Genomic DNA, 18,250 nt, shown 5'->3' on the forward strand with positions numbered 1-18,250 from the left:
AGTTGGCGATTGGTGCGTTCGTTGCCCTCAGGGCGAGGGCGCTTTATTTCCGTCATTCGATTCCTGGGTCGCCGGGCGCCGCCGTCCCGATGTTGGAGTCGGGCGGGCGACGGTGTTTTCCAATCTCAAGACGGACTGATAAGCCGTGTCATTGGCGGGATCCAACCCAAGGGTCGCCCGATACCAAGAAAGCGCCAGCAGGGGACGGTTGATCTTTTCCGCGATCTGAGCCAGTTCCAGGCGCACGGCCGAGTCGAACGGCTTCTTGATCGCCTCCATGTGCAGTTCGGCGAATCGGTCGTGCAGCTTTCGCCATTCTTGCATGGCCTTCAACTCGCGCTCCGCAGATTCGCGATCGCCCCGTCGCTCGTGCGCCTGTACTAGATAGAATCGCAATCGCCACTCGGCGGGGTGGTAACGCAGGGCCGATTCCAAGACTTGAACCGCCTCCTCATACCGGGCGTCGTTCAACCGCCGTTGCGCCTTCAGTTGCAACGCACGCAAATTGGCCGGATCCCTTTGCAAGGCGGCCTCGATCTGTTCCTCCGCGGCGGCGGCATTTTGCAACCCATCGTAGCATTCCGCCTTCGTTGCGCAGACTTCGGCGGAAGGCGACAGGGCAGCCAAAATACCCAAGGCCGCCTCGAATTCGCGTTGCCGCATCAGACACTCCGCCAACTCGAATTGAATCTCCGCCGCGTCCGCCTGTTTCGGGTCGCGGCGCAACGATTCGCAATACGCCTCCACGGCGCGCGGCCACTCCTCGAAATCGTGAAACATCAGCCCCAGCAATCGCAGCGATCGCGCGTCGGTGGGATCCCGCTCGGCAACGATCTGCAAGTGGTGCGTGGCTTGATTCATCGCCCCGAGATCGTAGTAGCACGCGGCAAGCCAGCGATGGGCGTCCGTCAGATCGGGATTCAATTCCACGGCCTGCCGCAAGACCTGGACGGCCTCGCCCAGTCGATCCAATTGATACAACGCTTCGCCCGCCGCGCAGAGAGCCCAAACCTTCGTATCGGGATGATCGCGCGCCGCGAGCAGCACGTCGAGCGCGGGCCCCGGTCTTCCCCGTCGGAGCAAAGCATAGCCTTCCAAGAGCGCCCGGTGAGACTCCCAGGACGATTCGCGGGGGATACCTTCGGCGGCGGCCAAGACCGCCGTGGGATCATCGCGGCGGATTGCGGCCAATCCCTCTTGGAAGGCACGGTCCGGTGACGTTTGATACCGTTGCCAAGTTCGCCAAACGCCGAGAGTCGGCCCCGCCGCGAAGGCAACAAGAAGAATCACCGTCGCCAAGCGACGCGGTCGCACAAAGGAGGAAACGCCCTGCTCAGGCGATGCCGTCGCGGATGATTCGCGAAGAGTCCCGTCCCGCAATTCCATCTCGCTTTCCGCCATGCTCTGCGACTAACAAAAAGAAAACCGCCGATCACCGCCGAATCTACTATTGACAAGCGAAAGAAAGGGCGACGGAACCGGCATCGAGAGCGATTCAAGGATTATCCTTCATTGTACCGCCGACAACTGACCGCGACTCACCGAACCCAGCCATTTGTTCCATCCGTTTAACACGGCGGGTTGAATATGCCTTGGGGTATTCTCACAATAGAATCACCATCGGAAATGCTGTCCGTTCGGGTTGCTGATAATCCCTTCCATCGGTCTCATCCGTCGTGTATGAATTGCATTTCCTCTCATCTTATCGCGGCAATTGGATTCTTGATCCTCATCGCAGTGTCGACCGGTTGTCCCTCGAAGCGATCCCAAGATACCGATGCGTCGCGGGGTGGCGAGGAGTCCGTTCCGCCAGACCGGGCAGCGCCAACCGCCGCCCGGACGCGCTGTCCCGCGGTGTTCACGGACGTGACGGCGTCGAGTGGGATCACGTTCGTCCACACGGACGGATCGAGCGGTCGCCATTACATCATGGAGGCCATGAGCGCCGGACTGGCCGTCTTCGATTACGACAACGACGGCGACGAGGATCTCTACCTGCTCAACGGCGCGCCCTTGCCCGGCACCGTCGTCGAGGTCCCGCCCCGCAACGCCCTCTATCGCAATAACGGCGACGGCACGTTCACCGACGTCACCGAGCAGGCGGGCGTTGGCGACCCCGGTTTCGGGCTGGGCGTCACCGCCGGAGATTACGACGGCGACGGCTTCCTCGATCTATATCTCAACAATTTCGGCCCCAACGTCCTCTACCGAAATAACGGAAACGGAACCTTTACCGACGTCACCGAGACTTCCGGCACTGCCAACGGCGCCAAGGTCGGCGCCGGTTGCGCCTTCTTCGACACGGACGCCGACGGCGACCTCGACCTCTACGTCGCGAATTATCTGGTGTTCAGCTACGACATGCACATCATGCGGACGAAGAACGGTTATCCCGCCTACCCGTCGCCGCGCGATTACGATCCCGTGCCGGATACGCTCTACCGCAACAACGGCGACGGCACCTTTACGGACGTGAGCGAGGAGGCGGGCATCGCCCCGCACGCGGGCAGCGGTATGGGCATCGTTTGCGCCGATTTCGACGACGACGGCGATCCCGACGTCTTTGTCTGTAACGACGTCGGCGCGAACTTCTTTTTCGTCAACCAAGGCAACGGAACCTTCCGCGAAGAGGCCGTCTTTCTCGGGACGGCGTACAACGGTAACGGCGAGGAAAACGCCAGCATGGGCGTGGATTGCGGCGACTACGACAACGACGGTTTGTTGGATTTCTTCATGACTTCCTACCAAAACGAACTACCCGTCCTCTATCGAAACACTGGAAAAGGCTATTTCGAAGACATGACCGCTCGAACCAACGCGGGCGCATCCGTCTTTCGTCAAGTCAACTGGGGAACCGCCTTGGCCGACTTCAACAATGACGGTTTCCGAGACATCTTCATTTCCAACGGTCACACGGAGGACTATGTGGATATGTACGACGATACGACGTCGTACAAGGCGGCCAACACGGTTCTCATGAATATGGGACATGGTGATTTCACACCGCTTCCGCCGGACTGTGGAAGCGGATTGAAGCCCGTGCTCGCCAGTCGCGGGGCAGGCGTCGCCGACCTCGACAACGACGGCGATCTCGACGTCGTCATCCTCAATATGCGAGACCGAATCACTCTATTGCGCAACGATAGCCCCAAAGCGGGACATTGGCTGCAACTCGATCTCCAGGCGCCGGGCGGCAATCGTTTCGGAGTGGGCGCCAAGGTGACGGTGTTCGCGGGAGGTTTGCGCTGGGTCGATGAGGTGCACAGCGGGCGCGGTTATCAAAGCCACTGGGGACTGCGGTTGCATTTCGGCTTGGGATCGCGCGATCGCGTGGACTGCGTTGAAGTCCGCTGGCCCGGCGGTCCCGTAGAAACGTTTACCGGGCTGTCCGTCGACCGTCGCTACGTGCTTCGTCAAGGCGGCGAGGTCGTTCCGGTACCGTAGCCGAACGCCGCAACCGACGATCGTTCAGGCCGCAGAATCGGCCCCCCATCAGCGCGGCAAGATCCGTCCGGTTCCCTCCTGAAGCGTCCAATGGCGATCCGCCGCCGCATTTTGGAAACGCTCTTTCTTTCCGGAAGGCCAGGTGACTTCGATGCGATCGGCGGAGGTGTTTCCGCCTAGACCGAAATGCAGCCTGAAGCCCCAATGGCTTTGATAACCGCGACCGGAATGCACCTCTTGAAACTGCGTGCGACCGCCGCACGTAACGGCGACCTTAGCACCGACGGCAAAGCGGTTGGGCGGTTCGCCGCGCAGGCTGAGTTGGAGCCAATGATTGCCCGGGGGTGAGTCGTTGCGAAGAATGGTAGGCGCTCGCCGAGAATTGAGGACGACCACGTCGAGGTCGCCGTCGTTGTCGAGGTCGGCGACGCCTGCCCCGCGGGACGCTTCCACAACCGGAGGTTCGGGACCGCATTCTGCGGAAACATCCGCAAATCGTCCGTCGCCCAAGTTGATCAAAACCAGATTGGGCTCGCGGTATCGTCCGTCGGGATAGCGCTGTTGGATGTTATCCTCCGTGTGCCCGCACGCGATAAACAAATCCAGGTCGCCGTCATTGTCGAAATCCGCCCAGGGCGCCCCCCAAGTGACGTGCGGCAACGTGGCGCGATCCAACCCGCACCTTCGACTCATATCGAGGAAATATCGCCCCTCGAAGTTCCGATAAAGCATGGCGGACTCGTTTTCATAGGAAGTCACGATCAAATCGAGCCACCCATCATTGTCATAGTCGCCGACATCCGGCGCCATGCTGGCCTGGGGCAGACCGGCCAGATCGTAGGCCACCCCGAACATGCCGCCGACCTCGTCGAAACGTCCGTCTCCCCGATTGAGAAACAGGAAGTTGGCCATCCCATCGTTGGCCACGAAGACGTCGGTCCGCCCATCGCCGTCCGCATCGAAGCAGATCATCCCCATGCCGGTGCCCGCGTGCGCGGCGATGCCCGCCTCTTCGCTCACGTCCGTAAAGGTGCCGTCGCCGTGGTTGCGGTAGAGCGTATCCGGTTCCGGGTCATGTTCCAAGGGACCGGGATAGAACACCACGCCTTGCACGATGGGCGCACGGTGCGTCGCCGGATCGAATTTCACGTAGTTCGCGACGTAGAGGTCGAGGTCGCCGTCGGCGTCCATGTCGAAGAAGGCGCAACCGGCGCCGACCTTGGTGCCGTTGGCGGTACCGGAGGTCTCGGTGACGTCGGTGAAGGTTCCGTTTCCGTTATTTCGGTAGAGGACGTTGGGGCCGAAGTTGTTGAGGTATAGATCGAGGAAGCCGTCGCCGTCGTAGTCTCCGGCGGTGACGCCGAGGCCGAAACCCGGGTCGCCTACGCCCGCCTGCTCGGTGACGTCGGTGAACGTGCCGTCGCCGTTATTGCGATAGAGGGCGTTGCGGGGCGGGACCTCGACGACGGTGCCGGGCAAGGGCGCGCCGTTGAGCAGGTAGAGATCCTCGTCGCCGTCGTTGTCGTAATCGAAGACGGCCAGTCCGGCGCTCATGGCCTCCATGATGTAATGGCGACCGCTCGATCCGTCCGTGTGGACGAACGTGATTCCGCTCGACGCGGTCACGTCCGTGAATCGGACGGCGGTGGTAACCGTCCGATCCTCCGTCGCCGCGACCGGCGGTCGGTATCCGCGAAGAGGCCTGCCATGCATTTCCCCTTGGCCCGCGGGCGCACCGCGCTCCGAGCCGGGAAAGGCCGTGATGTTCGGCACATCACCGCGACGCAACTGGTTCCGAGGGCGATGCAACACGACGACGGCGACGCCGCCCAGTAAGACGATGACGACCGCGACCGCTGCCGCCCGCGCCAGGTGCGATCCCGTACGCCGCTCGCTCATTGCCTACCGGCCTCCTCCTGCAAATCGCGGTCCGACGCTTCGGACGATGCGTCGGGAATCAGGGAACGCGAAGAATCGCTCGACGCCAAGGACGCCGCCTCGCGCTCGTGCCGTCGCGATGCGATCAGGTCGCCGGTTGCGCGGTAATACGCCGCCAAAAGGGCATGGGCGGTCGCCTCTCGGGGATTCAGTTGCAGGGCCGACCGCAACCAGCGAGCGGCGTCGCTCGGGTCCCCGTACCGCAGCAGAATCGCACCGATTTCGCAGCGGATTTCCGAGTCGCCGGGTTGCTCCACCGCCGTCCGAATCAATTGCTCGAGCCGCCGCAAGGCCGGTTCCGCCTGCGCCACGTATTCAGCATGCGGGCGGGCATCGTCATCGCGACCGAGACCGCGCAACGTTTGAACCAGCGCGTTGCGGACCGTGACATCGAATGGTCGCTCCGCCGCCGCCCTCTCCAGATGCGGGAGCGCCGACGCGAAATCCCCCTCGGCTAGATAGATTTCGCCCAGCAAGGATCGCGCGGCGAATCCATCCACTCCCTGCGACACAAGCGACTCCAACGCCTCGCGTGCCTCGGCGACGCGGCCTGCACGATAGGAACATTCCGCCCGAAGAAGGACCGCTTCCGACGCGGACTTACCCGATTGCCGTGCGTATTCCAGTACCTTTGCGGCCTCGTCGTAGTTCCGCATTTCCATAAGCACCTCGGCCAAGCGACGTCGAACTTCATCGCGGTCCGGTTCAATCTTCAGGGCCTGCCGATAAGCCTCCGCCGCCTCCGGGAAATGCGCCATCGCCTGGTTCAAGTAGCCTCGCAGATAATAGACTTGCGCGTCTTGCGGATGGTCCTTTTGCCAAGTATCGAGCAGTCGCCTTGCGTCGTCGAATCTCAAATTGGCGAAGTAGCCGAGCACGTAGGCCTGGCAAGTTTCCAGGGCGTCGCCCTCTTGATCGATCAGCAATTCGCGCAAATGCGGTTCGGCAGCCTGTAAGTCGCCCGACTGGGCCTGAATCAACCACCGTTCCCTTTGCACGCGACGGGGATTCAACCCCAGCGATTCCGCTCGCGTCAACAGCCAATCCGCCCGCTCCCAATCGCCTTGGTGCCGATATGCACGCGCCAACAGGAATAGGGTGTCGGCGTCGTGGGAATTGTACCGCAAGGCTTCCCGCAGTTCCGGCAGGGCTTCGGCCGATTGATGGCGCAGGATAAGCTCTCGGCCGCGCTCGCGATGCCGCTGCGTCTGCCACCAAGGCCCGACCCACCAGCAAAACGCGAGCCATCCGGCGATCAACCCGACGCTCAGGGCTGCGCGACCTGCGATTCGACGACTCATCGCGATGCGAATCATATCGACCCGTCCGTCGGCAGGGTGCGATCCGCGGGCGGTTTTAATCCCAACACACCGCCGCCGGGCACCCGAAGAAAAGCAGCGAGGCCGCTCCTACCCACGCGCCGGGCGGAACGACTCCCGCGACCAAGAATCGAGTGGATGGGGCGACCCGATCGACCGCCGCGGGACGTCGTTATTATATACGGGACTACAGGCACTTGCCCCCGAGCGGAAGCGACGATCGGCCGAAATCACGCAGTGGCAATCGCGACGATGAGGATCAGCTAAGCAACCACGGGTTGCGAAAGATCGTCGGCCCGTTTTTTCGCCTTGGGGCCCGGCCCTCAACGGATGGAAAGGCTTTGCAGAAATCGCCGTTGCTCGGCGAAGTTTGGGTCGGAGGGCAGGAGATCCAGGGCCTCGCGAATCACGGTCGCGGCTTGAGCCGTGTCCTGCATTTCCGCGAGATGCAAGGCCCAACGGGCATACAATTGGGCGACGTTGCCGGGCAAGGGACCGTAATCGGGATCGATCCGCACCGCCAACCGAAGCCGCTGCGCCGCCGCCGGATAGTCCTTTGCACCCGCCGCCGCAATAGCCCAATTGTTCAGCGCGGCCAGTAGGTTGTCCCGGGCCGTCCGATTGCCGGGATCCAGGAACAGGGCTTTCACATTATCCGCCACGGCCTCCGCGAAGCGTTTCTTCAGAACGGCCTCGACGCCTCGGTTGTAATACACGGTTCCGACCAACGCCACGGGACTCAGCGAGCGCGTCGCGTCTCCGTAGGGATCGGGTTTGCCCGCGAACTTCGGCCCGGAAATCAGAGGCCCGTTCTCTCCGCCCTCCGTGCCTCCGACAAGGCGGGAATCGCGCGACTCGCCGTGATCACCTCGCCGAAGGTCGAACCACTCCGCGCATGTCGCTTCCACGATGACGGGCCGGCCCTGGCAATCCACGCGGCAATAAGCGTGCGTCGGCGACTGGAGTGGCTCCGCCGACAGACCAAGACGTTCGGCCAACGCGCAGAACCACACCGTGGCGCTGACGCAGTTGTAGCGCCCCCGGGTCAGCGGTTCTAGGGGCGAGGTGGCCTCCAGGCGATAGTCACCCGTCAGTATCTCTTCATGCAAGTAACGAAAAACTGTCTCCAGGCGTTGCCGCGCGGAGGCACCGGCGTCGATTCGCCGCGAGGCGTTTCGCACATGGAATTCCATTCGTCGTCGTAGCCACTGCAACTCGGCGGCGTCTCGGACGCCCGCGGCGACGGCAGCGGCTTCAGGCAGCGACAGCGTATCCCAGCGACCGTCATCCGCGTCCTCAAAAAGGCGGCGTTCCAAATCCGTCGTTTCCGAACGCGTCGCCGCTAGGAGCCAGGCATAGTCCGTGTCTGCCGCGGGTACGTCATTGAGTGCCAGAGCGGCGCGGATCATCTCGTCGGGCAAGCCCGCTCCGACGCGAATCTCCGTAGGCAGCGGCGTGCCCGTCGCCTTCGTCCGAGCAACACCGAGAGCATCCGCTCCCACGGCGCGGGCAGGCGCAGCCAATTGCCGGTAGGAGTGTGCCGGGACCGACGCCTCCGCGGAGGATCGCGGAGCATCCTCGGCGTGGCGCGCCTCCAAGCGAATGGGCAGCAACTCGCCCTGCGGCGACCGCCAAAATCGGTTTCCGTAACCGATCAGGCAGAGGACCGCAATCGGAATCAGAATTTCCAAAGCCCGGCGGTGAGAACGAGAAATAGCATTCATGCGGTGATCCACGGATGCGGCTATTCCCGAGGTAAGACTCCGGACGGAGTCTGTCGAAGCCTCCATTCCCGAAAAACGTAGGTTGCGAAATCACCACAGGCAAATCGCCTCCAATTTTTCCGCAGGGACGCTCTCGAGCACGATCACGCCTCCGCCGCCGTCCGATTCGGGAAAAGCACGGAATCGCTTTTCGGTGTTCGGCGTGTGACGGTTCTATCGACTTTCCGGCTTACCGGACAATCGCCAACGCCATTCCTTGACCATGCAGTAAGAGACCGGGACCACGAACAGCGTCATCAATTCGATCAACATGCCGCCGAAAGACGGAATGGCGATCGGCACCATGACGTCGCTGCCCCTGCCTACGCTTGTCAGCACGGGCAACAAGGCAAGGACGGTGGTGGCCGTCGTCATCAGGCAGGGACGAATGCGCCGCAGGCCCGCGGCCAGCGTGGCATCGCGAATCTCGGCGATACTCTGCGGCTTTCGTTTTGCGAATTGTTGATCCAGGTACCCGGCGATGACCACGCCGTCATCCGTGGCAATGCCCCACAACGCGATGAACCCCACCCATACCGCCACGCTCAGGTTCATAGCCTTCATCTGGAACAACTCTCGCACGTGGGCGTCGAAGACCGTGAAATCACCGAACCAAGCCTTGCCGTACAGGTATAAGAGGAGAAAACCTCCGGAGGCCGCCACAATCACGCCACTGAACACGATGAACGTGGTGGCGACGCTGCGAAACTGCATGTACAGCACCAAGAAGATGATGAAAAAGGTAAGGGGGATGACCACCGCCAGCGTCCGGGCGGACCGCACTTGATTCTCGTACGACCCAATGAACGTGGGCATCTCCGTGCCCGGCGGCAGTACCAAATCGCCGCTTGCGTGGGCATCGCGGAGCAAATCGCGGCAGGCTTCGACGACGTTCACCTCGGCGAATCCCGGCAGCTTGTCGAAGATCACGTACCCGACCAGTTTGGTATCTTCCGAGCGAATCTCCATCGGGCCGCGCACGTACTGGATGTCGGCGACCAATTCCAACGGGATTTGGGCGCCGGTGGAAGTCGTGACCAAGATGCGCTTCAATTGCTCGATGGAATCACGGCGCTCGCGGAGATAACGGACGCGGACGGGGTAGCGTTCGCGCCCTTCCACGGTTGTGGTGAGCGGTTCGCCGCCCACGGCAATCTCCACCAGGTCCTGCACCTGGGCCACGGTAACGCCGTAGCGTGCCAAGTCATCGCGGCGGAGGTGGATCTCCAAATAGGGCGATGCGACCATGCGGTCGGCGAAGACGGTCTCGGGGTCCACGCCCGGCGCACGCCGCAGGATCGCCTCCAATTGCAGTCCTACAGCCTGGATGTCGTCGAGACTGTTTCCCCGAATTCGTGCGGCCATGGCCGCTCGTATTCCCGTCTGCAACATCACGATGCGGGCGGCGATGGGTTGCAGTTTCGGCGCCGCGGTCAATCCCGGCAGTCGCCCCGTCCGCTCGATGAGACGCCACAAATCGTCGGCGGTTCGGATTTCCGGTCGCCATTGGCGAAAGGGTTTTCCGCTGGGGTCGGGAATCAGGTTTCCCGCCGCATCGCGTACGAACTCCACGCGACCATCCTTCTCGCGATAGCGGTAATACACGCGTCGCCCGTCGCCGTCGACCGCATATTCCGATTTGTACGTGATGACGGTTTCAATCATTCCCACCGGGGCGGGATCCAAGGCGCTGTCCACGCGACCCAGCTTGCCCACCACCGATTCGACCTCCGGAATGGCCGAAATCGCTTGGATCTGCTTCGCCAGGTAGTCCTCGGCTTGAGCCAAAGAGACGTGCGGCATGGCGGTCGGCATCAACAAAAATGATCCTTCATCCAAAGGCGGCATGAATTCCCGCCCCAAACCGGGGAACTCGTGGCTCGCCCAAACCCACCAGGACTGACCTCGAATGGCATCCTCGGAGATTCCCAACTTGGCGGACAGGCGGGGGATAAAGCCGAACATCCGATCGAAGCCCAGCCACACGCAACCGGCCAAGACCACCGCCGTGACGGGAAACAAGTAGAACGTCGCCTTATGCGCGAGGAAGAAGCGCAACAGCGGTCCGTAGTAGTGCTGGAAAAGAAGGAAGGCCGCCAAAAGAGAGCCGATCACGCCGCCGCAAAAGAGGGTGTTGCGGGCCCAACCGGCGTCCGCCCCCAGCGGCATCCAGTCCTGGGAGAGCAGGAAGATTCCCAACGCCGCCGCCGCTGCGGTCAGCGAGCGTCGATAGACGGCGGCAAAGCGCGGGGCGAACTCCGCGATCAGGATGTTGCCGGCCCAAAGCAGCAAAGCGGGCAGCAGCCACCATGCGAAGGTCGCGGCGCCGACCGCGCCCGCCGCGGAGAGGGCCGCCGCCGCGCCCACTCGCAACCAGCGATGCGGTCGCTTGACGCTGAAAAGAATGTGCGCCAGAGGAGGCAGCAGCGTCAAAGCCACGATCACGGACGCCAGCAAAGCGAAGGTCTTCGTGTAGGCCAACGGTCGAAAAAGTTTCCCCTCCGGTCCGACCATCACGAACACCGGCAGGAAGCCTAGGATCGTGGTGCTGACGGCGGTCAACACCGGGCGTCCCACTTCGGACGCCGCCCGAAAAATGACTTCCAATCTCGATTCCTCGGGCGGAGCCTCCTCCAAATGTCGCAGCATGTTCTCCGTAAGGATGATGCCCATGTCCACCATCGTTCCGATCGCGATCGCGATGCCCGCCAACGACATGATGTTGGAATCGACGTGCAAGACCTTCATGCCGATGAAGGACATCAAGACGGCCAGCGGTAGCAGCGACGAGATCAGCACCGAAGAGCGAAAGTGGTTCACCGTGATCAAGACGACGATGATGGTGACCAGCACCTGCTGACGCAAGGCATCCCCCAGCGTCCCCAGCGTCTCCTGAATCAAGTCCGTTCGATCGTAGAAGGGAACGATGGTCACCTGCGAGCGGCGACCGTCCGCCAACGTCTTGACCGGCAATCCCGGCGCGATCTCGGCGATCTTTCGGCGGACGTTTTGGATTACGGCCATAGGGTTTTCGCCGTAGCGCGCCACAACCACGCCGCCCACCGCCTCCGCCCCTCCCTTGTTCAAGACGCCGCGGCGCATGGCCGGTCCCATGGTGACGTGCGCGACGTGCTTCACCAGGATCGGCGTCTCGCGGTCCGACCGAACCACGGCGTTTTCCAGGTCCGAGATGTCCCGAATGAAGCCTCGACTGCGGATCATGTAATCCACGCCGTTGATCTCAATCGTCCGAGCGCCGACGTCGAGATTCGAGCGACGCACCGCGTCGAGCACTTCGTGCAGGGTCACGCCGAAATGCGCCAGCAACTCGGGATCGACGTCGACCTGGTACTCGCGGACGAATCCCCCGATCGAGGCCGTTTCGGCCACGCCTTCCGCCGATTGCAAGGCATAGCGCACCTGCCAATCTTGAATCGAGCGCAATTCCTCCAAATCCCAACCGCCGGTCGGCTTTCCGGTCTCGGGATCGCGTCCCTCCAACGTGTACCAAAATATCTGCCCCAGCGCCGTGGCGTCCGGTCCCAGAGTTGGAGAAACCCCCGCCGGAAGCAACTTCTGGGCGATCGGCAGTCTCTCCAGAATCCGCGTCCTCGCCCAATAGAAATCCACATTCTCTTGAAAGATCACGTACACCACGGCGAAGCCGAAGTACGACGAACTGCGGATCGTCTTGACCCCCGGCACACCCAAGAGCGACGTCGTCAGCGGATAGGTGACCTGATCCTCCATGTCCTGCGGCGATCGCCCCGGCCATTCCGCCAGCACGATCTGTTGGTTTTCGCCGATGTCGGGAATGGCGTCCACGGGCACGGGACTCCGCGGCAACCACGGCAACTCCCAGTGGAAGGGCATGACCGCCGCCCCCCATCCCACCACCGCCGCGATTATGAGAAACACCACCAACTTGTTTTCCAAGGTGAAGCGGATGACCGCGTCCACGAAACCGGAACCGAAAGGTTGTGCCTCGCGCTGATTCATGATGACATCCTCACTGCCAAGGGCCTTCGCTTTTTGACGGGGTGCCGTCGAGAGAGATCAAACCTAACCCGATAGCGCTCGCTCTCTTCGTCCCATCACGGCGACGCCCGGCGCGGTTCGTACGTCGCCTCCGGCGTCCCGCAGCGAAGCATCTTGGCGCCGAAATACGGATTGGCGACGTCGCCTTCCTCCTGCAACCAATCGGCGCCGCGGTTGGAAAAGGCCATCGGACAGTGAACGCGTACGATGGGCAGGGGAAGATCGTGGCCGACCGCTTCGATCATCCGCTGGGCCGCTTGCGACAAACGCTCGAACTCCGCACGCAAGGCTTCGATGTCTTGTGCCTGCCCGGCGGCCTCGCAAGACCGGTTCACGGCCAGCGTCCAACTCCGCCACTGCTCGGCCGGGCCTTCCTTTAGGATCGAAGCATCCACCGCCGCCAACGCCTGCCGAAGAATCCGGAACCCCGATTTCGCGGCTGCCGCGTCGTCCCCGGCCAACGCCTGCTGAATCTTCAGGTAGCCTTGCCATACCGGTCGCAGCGCGGCCGTGAACTCGCGCGGGACCTCGTCACCGGATCGCGGTTGCAGCGTCGCCGCGACTTGCCCGGCCTCCGACGTTTCCGCATGGTGATGTCCCGGCGGCATGTTCGGTTCGTCGCCGTCGTGCATCATGCTGGGCAAACCGGCCAATTGGGCCGCACTGTCGATCTTGAAATTGCCCCGCACAACCACTTGCTCTCCCTCCCGGAGTCCCTGCAATACCACGTATCCCTCCCTGACGCGCGCCCCCAAGACCACGGGTCGGCTTTCGAAAACCGGTTCCTCACTTCCGGTGCGAACGTACACCAACGACCGCATCCCGGTGATGAGCGGCGCGGATGCCGGAATCACCAAGGGGGGCGTCAAATCCTCTTCTCGCTTCGCCGTCGGGTACCCCAACTCCGTCAACGCGACGAGATCCATGCCGCATCGCGTGCATTGTCCCGGCCCGTCGGCGGTTACATCGGGATGCATGGGGCACACCCACTTCCCAAGCAGATCCGGCTCATAGACTTGATCGCCGTCCGCCAAGCGAGATTCGATCACTCCGCGCGCCAACATGCCGGGCTTGAGGCGACCGCCCCGATTCTCCACGTTCACGCGGACGCGGATCGTCCGCGTTTTCTCATCCAAAGTGGGCTGGATAAAGGCCACCCGCCCCGTAAACTTCTCGCCCGGAAAGGCCTCGGTCTCGAACGTCACCGGCTGTCCATACCGTACCCAAGGCAAATCCGCCTCAAAGGCGTCGAAAAAGACCCACAACTCGCTCATGTCGGCAATGGTGTAGATGGGGCTTCCGGTCTGAACGTAATCCCCTTCCTTGGCGTGCTTGGTAATGACGATTCCGCCTTGCGGTGCGTAGATCGTCATGTGGTCCGTGCTCGCCCGGCGGGCTTTGATTTCCGCGATTTGCTCGGGAAGGATGCCCCACAATCGCAACTTCTCCTCCGAACTCTTCAAGAGCGAGGCCGCTATGGAATATGCGGGACTGCCCGGCGGGGAGGAATCCAACGACGACATCGCCCGCAACAATTCCTGCTGCGCCACGTTCAGTTCCGGACTGTAGATTTCCACCAGGTGGTCGCCCTTGCGGACGGGCACGCCCGTGTAGTCCACGAACAACCGATCCAGCCGCCCCGGAAATCGGGCGGAAATCGTCGTCCAGCGCGTTTCGTCGAATTCGATGCGACCCCATAGGCGGACTTCTCGCACGGGAAACAACCGACGCGCCGGCAGCGTTTCCACCTCGGCAAGGGCTACCGCTTCCGGCGTCATCCGCAACTGTCGCGGGCCTAGCGAGCTTTCCTCCTCCGACGCCGGGATCAGATCCATGAAACAAATGGGGCACTTGCCGGGCTTGGGCTGCCGTATTTGCGGATGCATGGAGCACGTCCACCAGGAGACGGCCTGGTCGCTCGCGTGTTCCGCCCCGTTATCCACCGCACCGGGATGGGAGTGGGGCGACATCGCCCCACCGCGCCCCAACCACCAACCCGCGACGAACACCAACGTCAAACCGGCAACCACCGCGTATGGGCGAGCGGCACGGCCGCCGCGCCACAACCTTGGCAAGAGCGAACGTGCGGCCTTAGCACCGGACGGGGACGCGACTTCTTCGGGTATCCTGGACTGTTCCAATTCGGTCATGTCAATTCCTCCGCATCAATTGGGATTGTTAATCGTGAGCTGTAATATCCTGAATTCGACGCCACCTCGACTCGCCCCATTGGCAGACCGGCAATCGTCCGAAGCTAACCAGAGAAGCCGAATTTGCCGTGCAACGCACGCTCTACCGGGTCCCAGTCGCGCCAAGGGCGATGACGGTGAAGCCCGCTCATCAAAGCGACTATTTCGCCGCGGAGCACGAATCCTGCGACACAGAGCAGGAGTGCTCAGGCGCCATTAAGGGGCGTCGGCAACCTAAGGATTCATCAACTCGGCAACAAAAAAAGTGCCGAGCGCGCACGATTAAATTCGCAAAACGCAGAGGCGTAAATGAAGAGGAACCGGCTCGTAGCGCAGGCCGGATCGGGCATCCGAAAGAACTTCGAAGTTCGACCACCCCACGAAGATCGGTAACGGAGATGCTATCGCCGGAACTCCCCGGAAGACAGGCTTATCCGCCCCGTCCGGCGAGACCTTGCCGACCGTCACCGCGGCATCCGGGTGGCAGCACTTGGCGGGCGACGAATCCGGCGCATTGCGTCCCGGACCCTCCGAACTCGTGGGGTTTGCCTGCTTCGGCATGGCCGGGCCAGAGGATTCGTCCACAAGTTTTTGGCAGAGTGGACAGCCTTTCGAGACCGGTCGCGATACCAAAAGCCGTTTGACGCCCGCTTGGAGGGAACAGACTCCGTGCGGAGTCCATCCCAACAGCAGCCAAACGGCCAACAGAATCCGAGAGAGGGAATTCATCGCGACGATTTCAAACCTTTATCCATCGTGCCCATCACAATTCTAGCATCTCCACGCCGCACGGCAACCCGAATACCCGACAATCGGTGGGGCACGCTTGCATTCTTACTCCAACAGGCTTGGAAATGCAACGCCGTATCTTTGGCTAAGAGTCGTTCTCGCATTCTGCTCCGCTCGATTCAGAGCGGATACCGTCCTTTGCAGATTGGCAGCCACTTGAGCCTGCAACCGGGGATTGCCGGGATTTTGAACCAACACTTGAAGCGACTTGACAAAGACGTTCATCAAGTCGCAGATTGCCGACTTGCATTGAATCGCTTCACGATCGACATTCGACTCATCCAATTCGTTGAGAAAATCGATTAAAGCCAGGCAGGATCCTGCGAAGTCGAGGAGAATCTCTATTTGCTCCCCAACCGGAAAGCGTTCAATTTGGGGCAAGGTGGAGTTCAATTGCTTCCAGATTTGCAGGGCGGCCTTCATGGTGAGCCAGTATCTCAGCGTCGCCTCGCCGGTCTCGGACAGCCCAGCAAGATCATCCCCGCCGCCGTTTGCCGCACGTTGTGAGGATTGCGGCGGCGGGAATCTCGACAATTGCACGCTCGGCAACAGAGATATCACTTGATCCGCACTCACGGCGAAATTGAGATTCTGTGCGCGAATATCGGCCGACAATGCTAGGGTATTCACACCGACCACCCGACCTTGAGCATCCACGAGAGGCCCGCCGCTATTTCCCGGCGAGATGGCGGCTGTGGTCTGAATCCATCGGATGTTGTCATACGGGGTCATCGCCCCGACCAAGTCTTGCAAATTCCGATCCAACTCCTCGGTGGTTCGCACCGCACTCACAATTCCTTCCGTGACCGTCCCGCTGAAACCCAAGGGAGCGCCGTAGGCGAAGACTTTTTCGGTGAGTTTCGGCAGACTCTCGCGCAGGGAGAGGATCGCCGGCGGTTGGTGCAGGCCGTCAACCGCTAAAAATGCCAAATCGTATTGAGGATACGCCGAGCCGCGATTCACGCCCAACAGCGTGCCGTCGTGCAACCGCACTTGAACCACGCCAACGTCCTCCACGACGTGGCTATTGGTCACCACGACACAACGGAGCGAAGGACTATCCACGAAAAAACCGCTTCCCAGGCCATTGTCGGTCAAGATAGTCACCGTGGCCTTTTGGACACGTTCGAGCCAGTCAGCGGGTCCCACGGGGGGCGGCGGCGGGACGACCGGCGGTCGATCGGGTTCCGGGCTGCCGTTTGATGAGGGCGGTTCTCCAGTCGGTCCCTTCGCCCCGGAATCGCTTTCGGCCCGGTGATTTTCGGTTTGCGGCGGCGGAGTGGATTCCGGCGACCCCCACGCGTCTCCGGCGTCCCGCCAGTCCCCGAAATCTAACGGCGTTGCCGTCGTTGATGGGTAGAACTCAGTATCCCAAGCAATGTAGCCATGTCGGGTGCTTTGCCAGGCCGCGCTGATAATCGCCGCCAGCAAAACCAAGCCGCCTAACGCTGCCGCCGCGATGCCGATTGCCGCGCGCCCGCTGAACCGGGGGAACATCCCACGGGATAGGCCCGTCCACGTGCGGTTGCGGGGGGGCGGGGAACCGGATACCGACGACTCCGTACCCGACGCGTTTGGCCTGGCCGCTAGCACGGATCCCGGCGGCAGAATCGCCTCAGGTGCGTGCCAAGTCCGGCCGTCCTCGGAGAGTTGCGCGTCCGCGGGCAGCTTACCTTGGCCGGCAAGTTCGAGGACGCCTTGTTCCGGAAATGGGCCGCGAACCTTGCCCTCGGTCAAGATGTAGAAGAGTCGCCTTTGCATCATCTCCGCCCTTTCCCCCGGACAAAATCAAGGCCGCGACGCCCCCGACCATCGGTCTCGCCAAAATCGCCGCCGCGCCGTTCGGAAAACCTCGATGCACGCAGAAAGCGTCATTGCACATAGCCTTCGCTTCCGCCGCGATCTATCAACCCGCCCTCTTCGCCCATCATCAGTACCCGATAGCGAAAACCCGCCTTGACCACCGCCTCGCGGAAAACAGGCCAGGTGTCGAAAGTGTCCGGCCACAGGCCGATTTGCAAATCGACGCCCGCTCGGCAACTACGTATTCGCTGCACGATGGCGGCGGCGTTCTCGGGGACGATGGGGATGCCTTTCTCCGGTCGCGGCGTCACGCGAACGCCGTCAAATGTTTCACGCAGAACGTAGAACTCCGCGACGTTCAATCCCAGGCTTCGCCCCTGTGCATCGTACTGATGCCAAACGTACATCCTGTCGTAGCGGAGGATCAGACCCGGCCCGCCCTCAGAATCTTGCCGTTCTCGCGGAAGCTTAATGGAGAACGTGGCCCGCGCCTCGGCCGACGCCACTTCCTCCGCCTTCGTCTTCAAGTCACGCTGTTTGCGTTCTATCTCTCTCCGCAGGTCCTCGAGGTCCTTTCGCAATTCATCCTCTTGCATGGCGAACCGTCGCTCCCGTTCGGTGAGGTCCGCGATGCGTTCTTGTATCTCTTGCTCGCGTTTTTCCAAATCTCGCTTCTCTCGCACCAAATCGGCGATTTGTTGCGGCAAATCTCCCTCCGCTAGCCGCAAAGTCTCGATGTTTTCTTCCAGTTTTTGGATGTCGGCGGCCAAACGATCCCGCTTTGCAACGTCCGTAAGACGTGCCAGGGTTTCCTGCAATTCCTTTTCGCGCGAGGTGACGGAATTGCGCGTCAAGACGGCCAGAAGGATCGTAATCAGAACGATCCCGCCGAAGGTGTTGCAAATGGTATCCAGCATCAACTCAAGGCTGTCGCCGGCTGCCTCGCGTCGCACCGCGTCATCCTCCT

10 protein-coding genes are annotated in these 18,250 nt (G+C 61.8%); 1 reads left to right on the forward strand and 9 read right to left on the reverse strand.

Annotated features, from left to right (window positions below; genetic code table 11):
- Positions 1-27: 27 nt before the first annotated feature.
- On the reverse strand, positions 28-1,386 hold the full coding sequence (locus ACYQ6J_RS11295; RefSeq protein WP_460184292.1) for a tetratricopeptide repeat protein: 1,359 nt from the start codon (positions 1,384-1,386) through the stop codon (positions 28-30).
- Between the two features lie 480 nt (positions 1,387-1,866).
- On the opposite strand from ACYQ6J_RS11295, the gene ACYQ6J_RS11300 reads away from it, so the two are divergent.
- Positions 1,867-3,444, forward strand: a complete 1,578-nt coding sequence (locus tag ACYQ6J_RS11300; RefSeq protein WP_460184293.1) for a CRTAC1 family protein — start codon at positions 1,867-1,869, stop codon at positions 3,442-3,444.
- A gap of 48 nt (positions 3,445-3,492) precedes the next feature.
- Here ACYQ6J_RS11300 and ACYQ6J_RS11305 read toward each other — a convergent pair whose 3' ends face one another.
- The 8 genes from ACYQ6J_RS11305 to ACYQ6J_RS11340 all read right to left on the reverse strand — a co-directional run bounded on the left by ACYQ6J_RS11305 (position 3,493) and on the right by ACYQ6J_RS11340 (position 18,236).
- The gene (locus tag ACYQ6J_RS11305; protein WP_460184294.1) at positions 3,493-5,343 is read right to left on the reverse strand and encodes a CRTAC1 family protein; all 1,851 of its coding nucleotides are present in this window, start codon (positions 5,341-5,343) and stop codon (positions 3,493-3,495) included.
- Positions 5,340-6,683 (reverse strand): tetratricopeptide repeat protein, encoded by a 1,344-nt coding sequence (locus ACYQ6J_RS11310; RefSeq protein WP_460184295.1) that lies wholly within the window; start codon positions 6,681-6,683, stop codon positions 5,340-5,342. Before ACYQ6J_RS11310 ends, ACYQ6J_RS11305 begins: the two co-directional genes overlap by 4 nt.
- 341 nt (positions 6,684-7,024) lie before the next feature.
- The gene (locus ACYQ6J_RS11315; protein ID WP_460184296.1) at positions 7,025-8,425 is read right to left on the reverse strand and encodes a hypothetical protein; all 1,401 of its coding nucleotides are present in this window, start codon (positions 8,423-8,425) and stop codon (positions 7,025-7,027) included.
- Between the two features lie 213 nt (positions 8,426-8,638).
- Positions 8,639-12,463, reverse strand: coding sequence for an efflux RND transporter permease subunit (locus tag ACYQ6J_RS11320; RefSeq protein ID WP_460184297.1), 3,825 nt, complete (start codon positions 12,461-12,463; stop codon positions 8,639-8,641).
- Positions 12,464-12,558: 95 nt separating this feature from the next.
- Positions 12,559-14,652 carry a heavy metal-binding domain-containing protein gene (locus ACYQ6J_RS11325; RefSeq protein WP_460184298.1) on the reverse strand — a complete coding sequence of 698 codons (2,094 nt, stop codon included), beginning with the start codon at positions 14,650-14,652 and terminating at the stop codon, positions 12,559-12,561.
- Positions 14,653-14,973: 321 nt separating this feature from the next.
- Complete coding sequence (locus ACYQ6J_RS11330; RefSeq protein ID WP_460184299.1) at positions 14,974-15,420, reverse strand: hypothetical protein; 447 nt, start codon at positions 15,418-15,420, stop codon at positions 14,974-14,976.
- Between the two features lie 105 nt (positions 15,421-15,525).
- Positions 15,526-17,244 (reverse strand): S1C family serine protease, encoded by a 1,719-nt coding sequence (locus tag ACYQ6J_RS11335; RefSeq protein ID WP_460184300.1) that lies wholly within the window; start codon positions 17,242-17,244, stop codon positions 15,526-15,528.
- Positions 17,245-17,351: 107 nt separating this feature from the next.
- Entirely contained in the window at positions 17,352-18,236 is an 885-nt protein-coding gene (locus tag ACYQ6J_RS11340) for a hypothetical protein (RefSeq protein WP_460184301.1), read from the reverse strand.
- Positions 18,237-18,250 lie beyond the last annotated feature (14 nt).

The organism is Thermopirellula anaerolimosa (genome assembly GCF_054657335.1).

What these genes read in the sequence shown, in the direction of transcription:
- ACYQ6J_RS11315 (WP_460184296.1), bottom strand. Translation starts at nt 8,425, where the DNA reads ATGAATGCTATTTCTCGTTCTCACCGCCGGGCTTTGGAAATTCTGATT.
- ACYQ6J_RS11310 (WP_460184295.1), bottom strand. Translation starts at nt 6,683, where the DNA reads ATGAGTCGTCGAATCGCAGGTCGCGCAGCCCTGAGCGTCGGGTTGATC.
- ACYQ6J_RS11305 (WP_460184294.1), bottom strand. Translation starts at nt 5,343, where the DNA reads ATGAGCGAGCGGCGTACGGGATCGCACCTGGCGCGGGCGGCAGCGGTC.
- ACYQ6J_RS11330 (WP_460184299.1), bottom strand. Translation starts at nt 15,420, where the DNA reads ATGAATTCCCTCTCTCGGATTCTGTTGGCCGTTTGGCTGCTGTTGGGA.
- ACYQ6J_RS11335 (WP_460184300.1), bottom strand. Translation starts at nt 17,244, where the DNA reads ATGATGCAAAGGCGACTCTTCTACATCTTGACCGAGGGCAAGGTTCGC.
- ACYQ6J_RS11295 (WP_460184292.1), bottom strand. Translation starts at nt 1,386, where the DNA reads ATGGAATTGCGGGACGGGACTCTTCGCGAATCATCCGCGACGGCATCG.
- ACYQ6J_RS11325 (WP_460184298.1), bottom strand. Translation starts at nt 14,652, where the DNA reads ATGACCGAATTGGAACAGTCCAGGATACCCGAAGAAGTCGCGTCCCCG.
- ACYQ6J_RS11320 (WP_460184297.1), bottom strand. Translation starts at nt 12,463, where the DNA reads ATGAATCAGCGCGAGGCACAACCTTTCGGTTCCGGTTTCGTGGACGCG.